Origin of the sequence: uncultured Desulfovibrio sp. (assembly GCF_944324525.1) — a bacterium.
Classification (GTDB): Bacteria; Desulfobacterota; Desulfovibrionia; order Desulfovibrionales; family Desulfovibrionaceae; genus Desulfovibrio.
The window spans coordinates 29,982-43,833 of record NZ_CALUWS010000007.1 but is presented as its reverse complement, the minus strand read 5'-3'; the positions used below and the strand labels follow the sequence as shown (position 1 = coordinate 43,833).

The 13,852-nt window shown below is 62.7% G+C and carries 15 protein-coding genes; 4 read left to right on the top strand and 11 right to left on the bottom strand.

Annotation, left to right across the window (positions count from 1 at the left end; genetic code table 11):
- Positions 1-38 precede the first annotated feature (38 nt).
- Both Q0K12_RS03310 and Q0K12_RS03305 read left to right on the top strand, forming a co-directional pair.
- Entirely contained in the window at positions 39-437 is a 399-nt protein-coding gene (locus Q0K12_RS03310; RefSeq protein WP_297260353.1) for a TM2 domain-containing protein, read from the top strand.
- 113 nt (positions 438-550) lie between these two features.
- Entirely contained in the window at positions 551-1,009 is a 459-nt protein-coding gene (locus Q0K12_RS03305; RefSeq protein WP_297260352.1) for a TM2 domain-containing protein, read from the top strand.
- Between the two features lie 297 nt (positions 1,010-1,306).
- On the opposite strand, the gene rlmN is transcribed toward Q0K12_RS03305, so the two are convergent.
- The 9 genes from rlmN to Q0K12_RS03260 all read right to left on the bottom strand — a co-directional run bounded on the left by rlmN (position 1,307) and on the right by Q0K12_RS03260 (position 10,712).
- Positions 1,307-2,371, bottom strand: a complete 1,065-nt coding sequence (gene rlmN, locus Q0K12_RS03300) for a 23S rRNA (adenine(2503)-C(2))-methyltransferase RlmN (RefSeq protein WP_297260350.1) — start codon at positions 2,369-2,371, stop codon at positions 1,307-1,309.
- A gap of 5 nt (positions 2,372-2,376) precedes the next feature.
- Positions 2,377-3,708, bottom strand: coding sequence for an HD domain-containing protein (locus Q0K12_RS03295; protein ID WP_297260347.1), 1,332 nt, complete (start codon positions 3,706-3,708; stop codon positions 2,377-2,379).
- Between the two features lie 177 nt (positions 3,709-3,885).
- On the bottom strand, positions 3,886-5,052 hold the full coding sequence (gene dsrP, locus Q0K12_RS03290) for a sulfate reduction electron transfer complex DsrMKJOP subunit DsrP (RefSeq protein WP_297260345.1): 1,167 nt from the start codon (positions 5,050-5,052) through the stop codon (positions 3,886-3,888).
- A 12-nt stretch (positions 5,053-5,064) separates the two neighbouring features.
- Positions 5,065-5,856 (bottom strand): sulfate reduction electron transfer complex DsrMKJOP subunit DsrO, encoded by a 792-nt coding sequence (gene dsrO / locus Q0K12_RS03285; protein ID WP_297260342.1) that lies wholly within the window; start codon positions 5,854-5,856, stop codon positions 5,065-5,067.
- Complete coding sequence (gene dsrJ / locus Q0K12_RS03280; RefSeq protein WP_297228468.1) at positions 5,856-6,236, bottom strand: sulfate reduction electron transfer complex DsrMKJOP subunit DsrJ; 381 nt, start codon at positions 6,234-6,236, stop codon at positions 5,856-5,858. Before dsrJ ends, dsrO begins: the two co-directional genes overlap by 1 nt.
- A 3-nt stretch (positions 6,237-6,239) precedes the next feature.
- Positions 6,240-7,886, bottom strand: coding sequence for a sulfate reduction electron transfer complex DsrMKJOP subunit DsrK (gene dsrK / locus Q0K12_RS03275; RefSeq protein ID WP_297260341.1), 1,647 nt, complete (start codon positions 7,884-7,886; stop codon positions 6,240-6,242).
- Positions 7,887-7,898: 12 nt separating this feature from the next.
- Positions 7,899-8,918, bottom strand: a complete 1,020-nt coding sequence (dsrM, locus tag Q0K12_RS03270; RefSeq protein ID WP_297260340.1) for a sulfate reduction electron transfer complex DsrMKJOP subunit DsrM — start codon at positions 8,916-8,918, stop codon at positions 7,899-7,901.
- Between the two features lie 23 nt (positions 8,919-8,941).
- A complete protein-coding gene (locus Q0K12_RS03265; RefSeq protein ID WP_297260339.1) occupies positions 8,942-9,469 on the bottom strand; it encodes an RsbRD N-terminal domain-containing protein in 528 nt (175 codons plus the stop codon).
- 130 nt (positions 9,470-9,599) lie between these two features.
- Positions 9,600-10,712: a hypothetical protein gene (locus Q0K12_RS03260; protein ID WP_297260338.1), complete on the bottom strand. Its 1,113-nt coding sequence runs from the start codon at positions 10,710-10,712 to the stop codon at positions 9,600-9,602.
- Positions 10,713-10,805: 93 nt separating this feature from the next.
- On the opposite strand from Q0K12_RS03260, the gene Q0K12_RS03255 reads away from it, so the two are divergent.
- Positions 10,806-11,543, top strand: coding sequence for a sulfite exporter TauE/SafE family protein (locus Q0K12_RS03255; RefSeq protein WP_297260337.1), 738 nt, complete (start codon positions 10,806-10,808; stop codon positions 11,541-11,543).
- 35 nt (positions 11,544-11,578) lie between these two features.
- The gene (locus Q0K12_RS03250; RefSeq protein WP_297260336.1) at positions 11,579-11,830 is read left to right on the top strand and encodes a hypothetical protein; all 252 of its coding nucleotides are present in this window, start codon (positions 11,579-11,581) and stop codon (positions 11,828-11,830) included.
- A 276-nt stretch (positions 11,831-12,106) separates the two neighbouring features.
- Here Q0K12_RS03250 and hisG read toward each other — a convergent pair whose 3' ends face one another.
- Positions 12,107-12,994, bottom strand: coding sequence for an ATP phosphoribosyltransferase (gene hisG, locus Q0K12_RS03245; RefSeq protein WP_297260335.1), 888 nt, complete (start codon positions 12,992-12,994; stop codon positions 12,107-12,109).
- Between the two features lie 56 nt (positions 12,995-13,050).
- Positions 13,051-13,431: a phosphoribosyl-AMP cyclohydrolase gene (hisI, locus tag Q0K12_RS03240; RefSeq protein ID WP_297260334.1), complete on the bottom strand. Its 381-nt coding sequence runs from the start codon at positions 13,429-13,431 to the stop codon at positions 13,051-13,053.
- Positions 13,432-13,852 lie beyond the last annotated feature (421 nt).

The window sequence follows — 13,852 nt, the reverse complement described above, 5'->3', positions numbered from 1 at the left end:
TCGCGCCTCCGCGGCTGCCGCTCACGCAAGGAGAGGCCATGTTTTGCATCCATTGCGGGAAACCTGTCTCGGATGACGCCGCCACCTGCCCTGAATGCGGCAAGGCGCTCCCTGCCCTGGCCACACCGGCCAATGCCCGTCAGGCGGATGGCCACCCGGCGAATGACCGTCTGGATGCCGCCAGCCCCAAGAGCCGGGCCGCCCTCTCCCTGCTGGCCTTCATTCTTGGCACCCTGGGCATCCACCGCCTTTACGCCGGGCGCATGCCCTCCGGCTCCGTCATGCTGGCGCTTTTCCTGCTGGGCTGCATCGGCTCCTTCTATGGAGTAGGCATTTTTTTCGTCCTCCCCGCCAACGTCTGGGCTCTCATTGACTTCATTCTGGCGCTGATCGGGCGCTTCAAGGACGGAAGCGGCAAGCTTATCAAAAACTGGTGACCACCAGAGGGACACGGAGCCTCGATTCCCCTTTTTTCATGGGGCGTCCGCATACGGTCAAGCGGCGCGGCAGCAACGTGATCCCCGTAGCTGGCGCTGAGCAAGGAGTGAACATGTTTTGTACCCATTGCGGCAAATCCGTACCGGATGACGCCATGAGCTGTCCCGAATGCGGGACCCCCATCACCAGCAGGCCCACACCCCCCGAAAACGGCGGCACGGCCGCTCCCGGCGCACAAGCTGCCCCCGCGGAAGCGTGCAGCCCCAAGAACCGGCTGGCGCTTTCCCTGCTGGCCGGCTTTCTCGGCGTGCTCGGCGCGCATCGCTTTTATGCCGGACGCATCCTTTCCGGCATCATCATGCTGCTGCTGTTCCTGGCCGGCCTGTTTGCCGTCCTGTGCAGCGCCATCATCCTTGTGGCCTCGTACTCTCAGGAGGCGATCCCTGTGATGATCGCTGGGGGGATCCTGCTCGTGCTGCTGGAGATATGGCTGCTCATCGATATCGTGCTTGCGCTTTGCGGCCGGTTCAGAGACCGAAACGGACGCCGTATCACGCAATGGCAGCAATAGCCGGATGCCTGCCGGGGAAATGGTTCGCCGCTGCCCCAAGGCTTGCAAGACAAATTTTAGAAACATACAGGCCTGCTCTCCGCAGGCCTGTTTCAGTTTTCGCACAAGCGTGTGACGGGGAATTGACCGGTTGAACGCCTTATCTTTGAAAAAAATAAAACGCGAGGCGGCGGCACAGCGCCGCCCGTCCCAAAGTGAGCGGAAAAACCGCGCTTTTTCGGCGAAACGCCAGGTCATACGGTTGCAGACGCGCAGCGTTTCAAACGCAAAGCGCCCTCCTGGCGGTCAGCGAAAGGGCTACGACTGGCGGGCGGCCTGATCGGCCTTCAGCTGACCGCAGGCGGCCTTGATGTCCTGCCCCTTGGACTTGCGGATGATGGCCGTAATATGGCGATCCCAGAGCATTTTCTCGAAGGCCAGCACGCGTTCCGGCGTGGGGGCCTCATAAGGGGCATTTTCGGCGGGATTGTACACGATGAGGTTGAGCTTGCCCTTGATGTCGCTGACCACACGCGCCAGCTCCCGCGCATGCTCCGGCCCGTCGTTGACGCCGCCCAACAGCAGATACTCAAAGGTGATGCGTTCCCGCGTCTTGAGGGGATAGGACTTCAGCGCGGCCAGCAGCGCGTCCAGCGGCCAGCGGGCCGCCTTGGGCATGATGCGCGCGCGCAACTCCTGCGTGGGCGCGTGTAGCGAAACCGCCAGAAAGGCCAGACCGCTTTCGCCCAGTTCGCGCAGGCCCTTTTCGATGCCGCAGGTGGAAACGGTGATGCGCCGGGGCGAGAAATTGAGCCCCTTGTCGTCATTGAGGCTTTTGAGCGCCCGCATGACCTCCTGAAGGTTCAGCAGCGGCTCGCCCATGCCCATGAAGACCAGATTGCGCAAGATAGGCCAGTCCGGCCGGTTATCGCCCAGATGGGCGCGGGCCACGAGGATCTGTCCCAGGATCTCGCCCATGCGCATGTTGCGCTCAAAGCCCATGGTGCCCGTGCTGCAGAAGGTGCAGCCCATGGCGCAGCCCACCTGCGAGGACAGGCACTGCGTCCAGCGGCGGCTGCCGTCCCGGGATTCCGAGGGGATGAGCACCGTCTCCACTTCCGCCCCGTCGGAAAGCCGCAGGAGGAACTTGGTGGTGCCGTCGCGGCTTTCCTGCACGCGGGCCACTTCCGGCCAGTCGATGGACGCGCACTGAGCAAGACGGGCCCGGCAGGCTTTGGAGACGTTGCTCATCTCGTCAAAGTCGCGGGCCATGCGCTGCCACAGCCATTGCCAGACCTGCACCGCCCGGAAGCGGGGTTCCCCCAGCTCTTGCTGCATCCAGTCCGTCAGCTCGGGCAGCGTGAAATCGAGCAGATTGACCATATCGCCTAGCTGCTGACCCGCCGGGCGTAGGCACGCACGAAGCGCACGGCGGAGTCATTGTCCGTCACCTCGCCGGCGATCTGCGCCTGCAGGAGCGCATCGCGGATGACCCCGACCAGCGGGCCGGGCGCAAGACGCGTCTCGTTCATGATCTCATTGCCGTTGAGCAGCGGCTCGAGCATCTGTTCCGGCGTCTCGGCCCGCTCAAGGTATTTCATATTGTGGTTGAAAGCCGTGAAGTTGCCGTCGCGGGCCTCCACATCGGCGCGGGCCATGGCGATGAGGCGCGGGTATTCGTCCAGCGCCTTGAAACGGCGTATGCCGCGGTCCGTCATCATGAAGTGGAAACGCATATGGTAGCGCACCAGATGACAGAGCAGGTCGATATCCTCGGTGGTGAGGTGCAGGCGGCGCAGGATCTTGCGCGTCACCTTGGCCCCCACCCGGTGGTGCTGATAAAAGGTCATCTCGCCGTCAAAGTATTCGCCGGTGAAGAGCTTGCCCACATCATGGAACAGCATGGCCAGCGTGCCGAGCCAGTCGTAATGGAAATCCTTTTCGGGGTAGTGACGCATGCAGCGCAGCGTATGCTCGAAAACGGATTCCTCTTCGTCGGTATTGGTATTGCGTTCGCGGATGCAGGCCAGCGCCGCCACTTCGGGAATGAGCCCCTGCAGGATCTGCGCATCATAGAGCAGCCGCACGAAGCGGTGCATGGCCTCGGCCGAGACCTGACGCCATTCGCCCATGATGTCGGCGGCGGGCACATAATCCAGCACGCGCGAGGCGCTGCGCACGATGGCCAGCCAGGTATTGGGCTCGATGGGCACATCGAAGTTGGCCGCAAAGCGCAGGGCACGGATGGCCAGCAGGTAATTGTGCCGCAGCGTTTCGTCCGGCAGGCCGGAAAGACGGATGGCCCCGGATTTGACTTCGGAAAAACCGTCATAGATGTTGCCGGGATCCTGCGGCGCGGCGCAGCCGCTCAGGCGCAACGTCAGGCGTTCGCGGGGAGCGAGCTGGGCCGCGATGGTCGGCGTGATGCGCATGAGCGAGAGCTCGGGATGGCTCGAATCCTCCACCACCAGCGGATAAAAACGAATGGTGACGCCTTCTTCTTCCAGCTGGGCCATGAGGGGGCCTTCCTCCACAGGCACAAGCGCGGGAAAAAGCTTGCCGAGCACTTCGATATCCGGCTCACAGGCAATATCCACCGCAGAAACGTCGCTGGTCTCCAGCAGGTGCTGTTGCAGGGGCGCGTTGACGATATGGGCATCATACCCATTGCGAAGCATGGTCGTGCAGATGGTGGTGGCTACCTTGAGCGCTTCGTGCATGGCAATCTCCTGTGGCGGCGGGGGGTATACGATATGCTCCAGCCGTTTGAGCGGCTAACCAAAAAACTATACGCCAGAACGGCGCAGGCCGCAACGGTGCTCTGGCGTTCCCCCCGGGCCGGATATGAAAAAACCCCGTGCCGGAGCACGGGGTTCAGGAATGCGTGGGACGTATGCCTAGTCGCTGAAGTGACCGGCTTCCCTCTTCACGCCGAGGGCGATCTTCCAGAGCAGGGAGAGCACCAGCGCGCCGATGGCGTACACGCCGAGCGCCACGGAGATCTCCATGCAGGTCGGCGCATAGTCCGTGATGGTCTCGAACATGTTGGGCGTAAAGCCGCCGATGAGCAGGCCCAGGCCCTTGTCGATCCAGCTGGCCACCACCAGCATGATCAGCGCGAAGGGCAGCAGGGGCCCGTTGCGCCACGCCGGCGGGATGAGGATGACGAGCGAACCCAGCGCCATAATGACGGCGGCCCACATCCAGTTGCTGACCCAGGTCACATGACCGGCGTGTTCACCGAACAGGAAGGTCATGGGGTGCTGGTGACCGGGGATGCCGGAATAGAAGGCCGTGAAGATCTCCAGCAGGTAGAAGAACACGTTGATGCACATGGCATACGTGATGATGGTGGTCAGCGTCTTCACGGCGTCGCGGCCGGGCTCGAAGCCGGTGAGGCGGCGCACGATGAATACCAGCAGCAGCAGGATGGCCGGACCGGAGCAGAACGCCGAGGACAGGAAGCGGGCGGCCATGATGGCGGTGAGCCAGTAATGGCGGCCGGGGATGCCGGCGTACAGGAAGGCGGTCACGGTGTGGATGGAGAAGGCCCAGATGATGGACAGGTAAATGAGCGGCTTGATCCACTTGGGCGGCTCCACGTCCAGGCGCTCGGCTTCCAGGGTCACCCAACCGATGATGGCGTTGAGGGTCAGGTAGCCGATGAGCACCATCATGTCATAGAACATGACGGAGTTGGGCGTGGGATGCAGCATGACGTTGAGCATGCGCTGCGGCTGGCCAAGGTCCACCAGGATGAAGAGCGAGCACATGCACACGGCGGCAATGGCCATGAACTCACCGAAGATGATCATGCGCTTGAACTTCTTGTAATGGTGGAAGTAGGCCGGCAGCACCAGCATGACGGCCGAGGCCGCCACACCCACGAAGTAGGTGAACTGCGAGATGTAGAGGCCCCACGACACGTCACGGCTCATGCCCGTGATGGAGAGGCCCTGCTGCAGCTGCTGCCAGTACACGAGGCCGCAGGCCCCGATGACGCAGACCAGGAAGAGCAGCCACAAATAGAAGGTCCTGGGACCGGTAAGCACTTTTTCAAGCATAGCCAGATCTCCCTAGATGAGGTAGTACACGCCGGGCTGCGTGCCGAGGTTCGGCTTGCGGCGAATGCTGTAGTTTTCGGCCAGGGCGTGCCGCACATCAGAATTGGGATCGTCCAGATCGCCGAAAAGGATGCGCCCGCCGGCAGCTTCGACGCAGGCGGGCATCTGGCCCACGGCCAGACGCTCGGCGCAGAAGGTGCACTTCTCCACCACGCCGATCATGCGCGTGGGGAAGGTGGGGTTGGGCATTTCCTTGGGCAGATGCTTGCGCGGATCCATGAAGTTGAAGGAACGCGCGCCGTACGGGCAGCCGGCCATGCAGAAACGGCAACCGATGCAGCGGTGGTAGTCCATGGCCACGATGCCGTCGTGCATCTGATAGGTGGCCTGGGTGGGACAGACGCGCACGCAGGGCGGATTGGTGCAGTGATTGCACAGCAGCGGGAACATGCGCTCCTTGATGCCGGCGGCCTGGTAGGCGTTGATGTCATCCGGGAAGGCATGATCGAACTTGTCCAGCCAGAACCATTTGATGTTCTGGTTGCTGCCCTTGATGGTCGGCACGTTGTGCGCCTTGTGGCAGGCATCGATGAGGGGCTGGTAGTCTTCCGGGCCCTTGAAGGCGCGCGTATCGATGACCATGGCCCAGCGCTTGGCCTTGAGAGCCGCGGCGCCCATCTTGTAGCTGCTGCCCGGCATGGTGGCGGCCGCCTGCGCGGTGGAGGACAGCGCAGCCACACCACTGCTCAGGGCAAAGGCCGAAAGGCCCGCCACTTTGAGAAAGCTTCTTCTGCTCTTGTTCATTACTTCTTCCCCTCGGGAGTGATGTGGCAGGTCCAGCAGTAGGGATACACGCTGTTGGCGATGTGGCACTTTTCGCAGAAATTGGCGTAGTCGTTGTGACACTTCAGACAGGTGTTCTGGAGACTGATGGTCCATTCCTTGCCGGTGGAGGAGACATAGACGCGCTTTTCATTGCGCAGGGCCTGATCCCGCCACTGATTGAGCAGGGCCATGTGCTCGGCGCGCATGTACTCCACAGGCTCGACGCATTCCTTTTCGTTCTTGGGCAGCACTACGTCGGGACGCTTGTAATCGTCCTTGCCGAAGTTGAGCCAGAACGGTGAGCTGAACAGCACCGCGAAGATGACGGCGCCGACAATGACTGCTTTGGCGTTATACATGGACTACTCCTCCCCCTGCTCCGCATCGTCTTCGGGTTCATCGGGATCCACATTGGGCAGGTCTTCCTGGCGCAGGTCCATGGTGCGCTTCTGTTCGCCCTTCATCACGAGGGCGTTGCCCACCAGCTCGTGCAGGCCGCTCACGGTCACGCCCGGAGCCCAGTAGTTGGCAAGGGGGGTGAGGGTGGCACGGTCGATGGCGCAGACGCAGGCCATGTGGTTGACGTCGTACTTCTGCTGCACATAGCGCAGGGCGTTGCCGCGCGGCATGCCGGCGCGCATGCGCAGCTCCATGATTTCCTCGGTGTTCAGGCCGGAACCGGAACCGCAGCAGAAGGTCTGCTCGCGGATGGTGTTCTCCGGCATTTCCACGAAGTTGTTGCACACCGCCTTGAGGATGTAGCGGGGCTCTTCCAGCAGGCCCATGGCGCGCGCCGGGTTGCAGGAATCATGGAAGGTCGTGATGATGTGATCGTTCCGGCTCGGGTCAAGGTTGAGCTTGTTGTGCCGGATGAGGTCGGCCGTGAATTCGGCGATGTGCACCATCTTGGTGGACGCCGCGTTCTCGAAGCGGGTGCCGGTGATGGGCGAGGTGGGCACGTCCATCATGCAGGACGGGGCCGGGCCGTTGTAGGTGCCCATGTACTGGTTGATGACGCGCCACATGTGGCCGCACTCGCCGCCGAGGATCCACTTGGCGCCCAGGCGCTCGGCTTCGGCGTACATCTTGGCGTTCAGCTTCTTGGCCATGTTGAAGGACACGAAGGAGCCGAAGTTGCCGCCTTCGGACGCGTAGGTCGAGAAGGTGTAGTCGAGATCCAGTTCATGGAAGAGCAGCAGATAGCCCATGAAGGTGTAGATGCCCGGATCGGCGAACACGTCGCCGGAAGGCGTGATGAAGAGGATCTCGTGGCCTTTCTCGTTGAAGGGCGTCTTGGGACGGATGCCGGTGATGGTCTCGCAGTCGTCAGCCAGCATTTCCACGATTTCCACAAAGGAATGCGGCTGGATGCCCAGATGGTTGCCCGTGAAGGAGCAGTTTTTCACCGGGTCCATGATCCAGTGCGTGCCGAGGCCCACTTCATGCAGCAGCTCGCGCACGATGGCCGTGATTTCGGCCGTGTCGATGCCGTAGGGGCAGAAGAGGGAGCAGCGGCGACACTCGGTGCACTGATAGGCGTAGTAGAACAGTTCCTTCACCACGCTCTTGTCCCAGCCGCGAGCGCCCACGCTGGCGCCGAGCAGCTTGCCCAGCATGGTGTAGTCACGCCGGTAGAGGGAGCGCAGCAGTTCCGCGCGCAGCACCGGCATGTTCTTGGGGTCGTTGGTGCCCAGGAAGAAGTGGCACTTGTCGGCGCAGGCGCCGCAGCGCACGCAGATGTCCATGAAGAGCTTGAGGGAGCGGTGCTTTTCCAGCCGTTCCTCGAAGGCGTCACAGAGGATCTTTTCCCAGTTGTCGGGCAGGTTCCAGTCCTCGGCGGCCGGGTCCCACTCATGCGGATGCGGCATGTGCAGGCGCTCCATGGTCTCGACCTTGGCCGGATAGCAGAAGCTGCCCGGCGCAAATTCCGGCTTTACGTCAAGCCAGCTGCCAGCGGGAAAGTCCTTGCGGCTGGCCATGAGTTCGTGTGGCGTAGGCAATTTAGCCATGATGTAAACTCCTTACTCGGCGGCCTTTTCGGGTTGCTTTTCCAGCGGCAGGCCAGCGTCGGCCATGAACTCGCGGTACTCATCCTCGTACTCGGCATAGGTGAAGAACTGCTTCGGAGGATTCCAGGGGTTGACGTGGCGCACGCGGCGCGTGTCGTTGGGCACGTTGCGCGTGGGGCTGAAGAAGATGCCCGGCATGTGCATGAGCTTGGAGAAGGGGAAATACAGGAGCAGCACGCTCACAAAGGTCAGATGGACCACGAAGAGCGAGGGCAGCCCTTCCGTGCTGGCGGGCGAAAGGTGCGCAAGCCCCATGATGAAGACCTTGATGGACGCGATGTCGGCCTTGTCGAAGTACCGCATGCACAGCCCGGTGGCCACGATGCAGATGAGCAGCAGCAGCGGGAAGTAGTCGTTGAGCAGCGAGATGTAGCGCACGCGCTCGTTGACCAGACGGCGGGTCAGCAGGAAGAGCAGCGCCACCAGCAGCAGACCGCCGCTGACGTAGAAGCGCGGCACGCCCACCTGCATGAGACCGTCAAGCGTCTCGATGAGGGTGATGCAACCCGGCACCGGATCCATGAAGAAGCGGAAATGCCGGATGAATACCACGAGGAAGCAGTAGTGGAACAGCAGGGCAAAGACCCACAGCCACTTGGAGGAATAGTAGACGACGCGGGGGCCCTTGTTGACCGGGTCGTTCAGCAGGACTTCAGCATGCGTATTGCGGAAGAGGGACCGGAAGGTCAGCACTTCGAGCAGCATGCGGACGACCGTCTGACCCTTGGTACAGGGGCAGTCCCATTTTTCCTGTTTGATGAAATCCAGGGACGCTTCCTGGCCGCCCGTCGTGGGGATGCGGAACGGCACGGGCGACTTCGCCCAATACACCATGCGCCTGATGACGCCCACTACAAAGATGATTACCGCCACATAAGGCAGCACCACGCTGAACAGGAAAGCAAGCCCGCCGGCCGCTCCCGCCCAGGCGATGCACCCGATGAGCGCCACCATCGCCAACGCTGCGATCATTCCCTACCTCGCTTGGAAATGTGTTAGCTTTTGCCCGAAACCGGGCTGCCATCCACCGTCTGCGCCCAGCGCACGACCTGTGCATACTGGGAGCGGATCTCGGTGATGCGCGATTCGGCCAGCGTCTCGCGCGCCTCCGTATACATATCAAAGGCCAGCAGCACGATGCTGTCCAGCCGTGATTCCGCATTAAGATAGGCCGCGCGGGCCTTGTCGCCCGCGCAGAGCGGCAGGAGCAACTCCCGCATGATGGGCTTGAGCAGAAAAAACACCCCGATGGCCTGACTGGGGGTCATCTTCTGCACGGCCCGCAACCGCACGAAGCGGTCGATGGCCTGCCGCACCGTCACGGGGTCGGTGTCCTCGCCGGACACGGCGTCGAACAGACGCCCCGCCGCCTCGTGCGTCATGTCCCCCACCGGATTGGTGAAGGGATCTTTCCTCGTCCTGAGAAAACCTGTCGTTTCAAGCGGATAGGTCTCGTACACGGCCTCTATCCACTTGCTGACCACCGCATCCTTCTGCGGGCGGAAGATATCGTGAATTTTCATGGGACCAACTTTTCACAAGCTAGAGTCAAAAGGCGTTTAGATATACGAGACAAGCACATGTTGCGTCAAGCCCTGTCCCGGGACGGGCAGGGCAAGACGCGCATGCAATCCACGGCCCGCAGGGCCTGTCTTATTCAGGGCAGGGGATCTGCCCGCCGCAGCTCCCGGCTACGGGATCGTCAAAGAGGCTTGGCGTTCCGAATTCCCCCTGGGCCGCATTGCCCCGCGGCGTCAGACCGCCGGTCACAGGCTCCAGCGGCAGCGAAGAGGCGGAAGGACGCGGCGCGGCGTCCTGCGCGGGCGCTTCTTCCTGCCGGACGGCAGCCTGCCGCCGGGTCTTGTTCTCCGCTTTGGACACGAGCATGGACGGCAGTCCGTGGTATTCGATAAAGGGCACGGTCTGCGAACCCGAAAGGTAGACATGGGCCTTGTTGCGCAGCAGGCGCAGGCGCAGCCAGAGCATGTCCGGCGAGATGGCGGCCAGTCCACCGGGATTTTCCGCCTTTTTGGCCAGTTCGAGAGCTTCCTTCATATTGAGGCCGCGCTCCACGGCCTCGCGCATGGCGGCGACCATGTAGACGTCCTCCGGCGTTTCCGCCACGGGGTAGAACGCCACGCTCACATTGCCCGACAGGGCCTCGATGGCTTGAGCGCAGGCGGAACAGGAAGGCGAGTAGAACACCCGCACGGACGGCGTCCCGCTGGGGTCGCTGATGCTCCAGACAGACGCCGCAAGGCGGGCCGAGGCCCCGGCATTGATGAGGAACAGCACAAGCCAGCAGAGTACCAGGATGGAACGGCGCGACGGCACGCCCTTGCCCTGCGGATCCATGTCCGCCCGGCGGAAGCAGGCGTAGACGCCGGCAAAGAAGAGGGCCGCCCCGAGGCAGCTGATGCAGGGGGCCGTAGCCGCCATGAGCAGCAGGAGGACGATGTCCCCCGCCAGGGCAAGCCCGGCGATGACGCGTCCCACGCGGGCCGCGCCCACCAGAGCCAGCAGGGCCAGGACGGCAAAGGTCACGGCGCCGATCCACCAGAGGGATACGCCGCCGAGATTGGCATCCTGGTACAGACTGCACCCTTCGGTCACGCAGACGTTGACGTCATTGCCGAAGGCTGTCCAGACGCAGTAGGCTACCGCCACAAGAGCAAGACAGAGTGTGCCGCTCAGCACGCCGTGCGAATTCTTCATGAGTTCCTGCCGGGTCACGCCCTGGGGCGTGTGGTGAATTTTTTTATTCATAGGCCATTACGCCGCCTTCGTAAAGCCTTCTCTTCCGCCCGGGGTTGTGCTATCGGGGACGAGCCGCCGCAGGCGGCGGTCAGGAGGTCGGTCATGTCATTCGGATGGATCGTATTTGCCTATGCGGCGTTCGCGGTATTTGCGGCGGGCATCATTCGCGGGGCGACCGGCTTCGGCTTCTCCATGCTGGCGCTGGTGCTGCTGACCTTCGTCATGCCGCCGGCGCAGGTGGTGCCGCTGCTCCTGCTTTGGGAGATCCTCGCCAGCGCCGGGCACGCCCCCTTTGTCTGGCGGCAATGCGACTGGAAGGTCACCGGCCTCCTGCTGCTGGGCGTCATCCCGCTGACGCCTGTGGGCATGGCCCTGCTCATCCACGTCCCGGCGCAGGCCATGACCATCGGCGTGAATGCGCTGGTCCTCGTCCTGACGCTGGTGCTGTTGTCCGGCGTCAAGCCCTCGCGCCCGCTGGGCCCGCTCGGCATCGTCGGCGTGGGCGCGGCCACGGGCTTCGTCAACGGCGCATCCTCCAACGGCGGGCCGCCGGTCGTGCTCTTCATGCTGGTCACCCTGCCGGCCGAGGCGGCACGGGCCACGCTCATCGTCTTCTTTCTGGCCCTGGATGTGCTGACCTCGTGTTTCTTTATCCACTCGGGCCTCATGTCCTGGCAGAGCGTGGTAGATGCCCTCGTGGTGCTGCCGTTCATGTGGATCGGCATGTGGCTCGGCACACGCTGGTTCCATAGTGTGGACGAAGCGCGGTTCAAGCGCTATGTCCTGCTGTTCCTCATACTGGTTTCCGTGGTCGGCATGGGACGCGCCCTGCTGCGCTAGCCCTGCCGCGGACGCTCTTTCCAAGGAGATACGATATGAAACTGCTTACTCTGGCGCTCGGCCTCTGCGCCCTGCTGGCCGCCGGCTGCGGCGGCGCCAATACCGCCCGTCTGCCTGACGGGACGGAGGGCTATTCCGTCAACTGCAACGGCATGGATAACGACTGGGCCGAATGCTACAACAAGGCCGCCGACATGTGCGACGGCGGCAAATATCAGATCATGTCCCAGAATACGTCCGCCGTGGGCGAGATCCCCATGCGCAACCTGATCATCAAGTGCGAATGACCAGACCCGCCAACTGCGGACGGTCTGCCGCCTGACGGGCAAAACGCTCACGCGGCCAGCGGACACGCCGCCGTAAAAAAAGCCCGCACACGTCCCGCGCCATCTTCGCGCGGCTGCCGTGTGCGGGCTCACCATTTCGGTCCGTGAGGACACGCCCCTCTCAGAGCATATTCCGTTTGGAAGGCTTTACCTTCCCAACCATGTGGCCTGTCGTTGCGTGGAAAACATGGTTTTCCGCACTCTTTTGGCCGGGTGACGCGGCGTCTCCGCCTCGCCCTAAATGACCTTGTTCAGCGCGTACTCGATGATGCCCTCGGCGCCGGCCTGACGCAGGCGCGGGATCAGATCGCGCACCACGTCGATATTGACCACCGTTTCCACGGAAAGCCATTTTTCGTTCTGGAGCGGAGACACCGTGGGCGAGTTGAGCGAGGGCAGCATCTGGAGGATGGCGTCCAGACGGTCCGCAGGCGCGTTCATCTTGATGGCCACCAGGTTTTCCGCCCGCAGGGCCCCCTGCAGGAGCAGGTCGATCTGCTCGATCTTGACGCGCTTGCGCGGATCGGCCCAGGCCTCGCGGTTGGCGATGAGCACGGGATAGGAGCTCATGACCTCGTCGATGATGCGCAGGCCGTGCGCCCGGATGGTCGTGCCGGTCTCCGTCACTTCCACGATGCCGTCGGCCAGCCCTTCCACCACCTTGGCCTCGGTGGCCCCCCAGGAATAGAAGATGTCCACGTCGATGCCCAGTCCGGCAAAATACTTGCGCGTCAGGCCCTGCAACTCGGTGGCGATGCGCTTGCCCGCCAGATCCTGCGGCTTCTGGTAGGGCGAGTCCCCGGCCACGGCAAGCACCCAGCGGCAGGGCCGGCAGGACGTCTTGGAATAGGCCAGCTCGGAAATGATCTGCACGTCCTTGTCATGTTCCACTTCGTGCAGCCAGTCGAGCCCCACGATGCCCACGTCGAGGATGCCCGCCGCAACGTAGCCGCCGATCTCCTGCACCCGGCAGAGCGAGGCGCTGATCTCCGGGTCATTGATCTCGGGGAAGTAGTTGCGCGTATGCTTGCGGATCTTCCAGCCGGCGCGGTCAAAAAGGTTGATGGTGGCTTCTTCCAGCGAGCCCTTGGGGACGCCCAGTTTGATGATGGGTTGTGCGTTCATGCATAAGCTCCGGGCGCATGGCGCCCTCGTGTTAAGCGTGCGGTGCGTACGGGTGGTTAGCGCCCGTAGACGCTCTGGGGATCGAACACTACGGGAGAACAGTCGGTCACCGCGCCGTCCTTCCACTCCCGGTAAAAACAGGAACGGCGACCCGTATGGCAGGCCGCGCCGCCGACCTGCTCGATGCGCAGCAGGACGGTGTCGTTGTCGCAGTCCAGGCGGATGGAAAGGACCTTCTGCACATGGCCGGACGTCCCTCCCTTATGCCAGAGCTCGCCGCGGCTGCGGCTCCAGTAATGGGCCTCGCCCGTTGCCAGCGTGCGCTGCCAGGCCTCCTCGTTCATATAGGCCAGCATGAGCACTTCGCCCGTTGCCGCATCCTGCGCGATGGCGGGGATGAGCCCCTTGCTGAAATCAGGACAAAACGCCGTGGACATAGGCATTCTCCTTGGGGAAAAACTCACGTCCGCCGTGTCCCGCGCAACGGGAAAACGACAGCCGCGGACAAATGCACGCTAGCCATAAACGCACGCGGACGCAAGAGCGTTTCACCTTTGAAAAAGGTGAAACGCGGGGCGGCGGCACAGCGCCCCGGCCGAAAGCAAGCCGAAAAACCGCGTTTTTTTCCGCGAAGCGCCAGGCCGTATGGTTTGAAACGCAACGCGTTTCAAACGGGAAATGCTCAGGAGAGTTGCGTGACGTCCGCCTGCCGTTTGCGTGGACGCCGCATGACGGGAAAGGCATGCCCGCCTTTCCGCAAAACGAACAGCCGGCCCGCCGCGATGCGACGAACCGGCTGCTCTGGCCAAAAGCTTTTCTCGGTGAGAACGTACAAGACTCTCGCTCAGGGCATGCTTT

Bases quoted from the DNA above. Each gene is read 5' to 3' on its own strand.
- Q0K12_RS03255 (WP_297260337.1), top strand. From the start codon at position 10,806: ATGTCATTCGGATGGATCGTATTTGCCTATGCGGCGTTCGCGGTATTT.
- rlmN (WP_297260350.1), bottom strand. From the start codon at position 2,371: ATGGTCAATCTGCTCGATTTCACGCTGCCCGAGCTGACGGACTGGATG.
- Q0K12_RS03265 (WP_297260339.1), bottom strand. From the start codon at position 9,469: ATGAAAATTCACGATATCTTCCGCCCGCAGAAGGATGCGGTGGTCAGC.
- dsrP (WP_297260345.1), bottom strand. From the start codon at position 5,052: ATGCTTGAAAAAGTGCTTACCGGTCCCAGGACCTTCTATTTGTGGCTG.
- dsrO (WP_297260342.1), bottom strand. From the start codon at position 5,856: ATGAACAAGAGCAGAAGAAGCTTTCTCAAAGTGGCGGGCCTTTCGGCC.
- Q0K12_RS03310 (WP_297260353.1), top strand. From the start codon at position 39: ATGTTTTGCATCCATTGCGGGAAACCTGTCTCGGATGACGCCGCCACC.
- dsrM (WP_297260340.1), bottom strand. From the start codon at position 8,918: ATGATCGCAGCGTTGGCGATGGTGGCGCTCATCGGGTGCATCGCCTGG.
- hisI (WP_297260334.1), bottom strand. From the start codon at position 13,431: ATGTCCACGGCGTTTTGTCCTGATTTCAGCAAGGGGCTCATCCCCGCC.
- hisG (WP_297260335.1), bottom strand. From the start codon at position 12,994: ATGAACGCACAACCCATCATCAAACTGGGCGTCCCCAAGGGCTCGCTG.
- Q0K12_RS03295 (WP_297260347.1), bottom strand. From the start codon at position 3,708: ATGCACGAAGCGCTCAAGGTAGCCACCACCATCTGCACGACCATGCTT.
- dsrJ (WP_297228468.1), bottom strand. From the start codon at position 6,236: ATGTATAACGCCAAAGCAGTCATTGTCGGCGCCGTCATCTTCGCGGTG.
- Q0K12_RS03250 (WP_297260336.1), top strand. From the start codon at position 11,579: ATGAAACTGCTTACTCTGGCGCTCGGCCTCTGCGCCCTGCTGGCCGCC.
- Q0K12_RS03305 (WP_297260352.1), top strand. From the start codon at position 551: ATGTTTTGTACCCATTGCGGCAAATCCGTACCGGATGACGCCATGAGC.
- Q0K12_RS03260 (WP_297260338.1), bottom strand. From the start codon at position 10,712: ATGAATAAAAAAATTCACCACACGCCCCAGGGCGTGACCCGGCAGGAA.
- dsrK (WP_297260341.1), bottom strand. From the start codon at position 7,886: ATGGCTAAATTGCCTACGCCACACGAACTCATGGCCAGCCGCAAGGAC.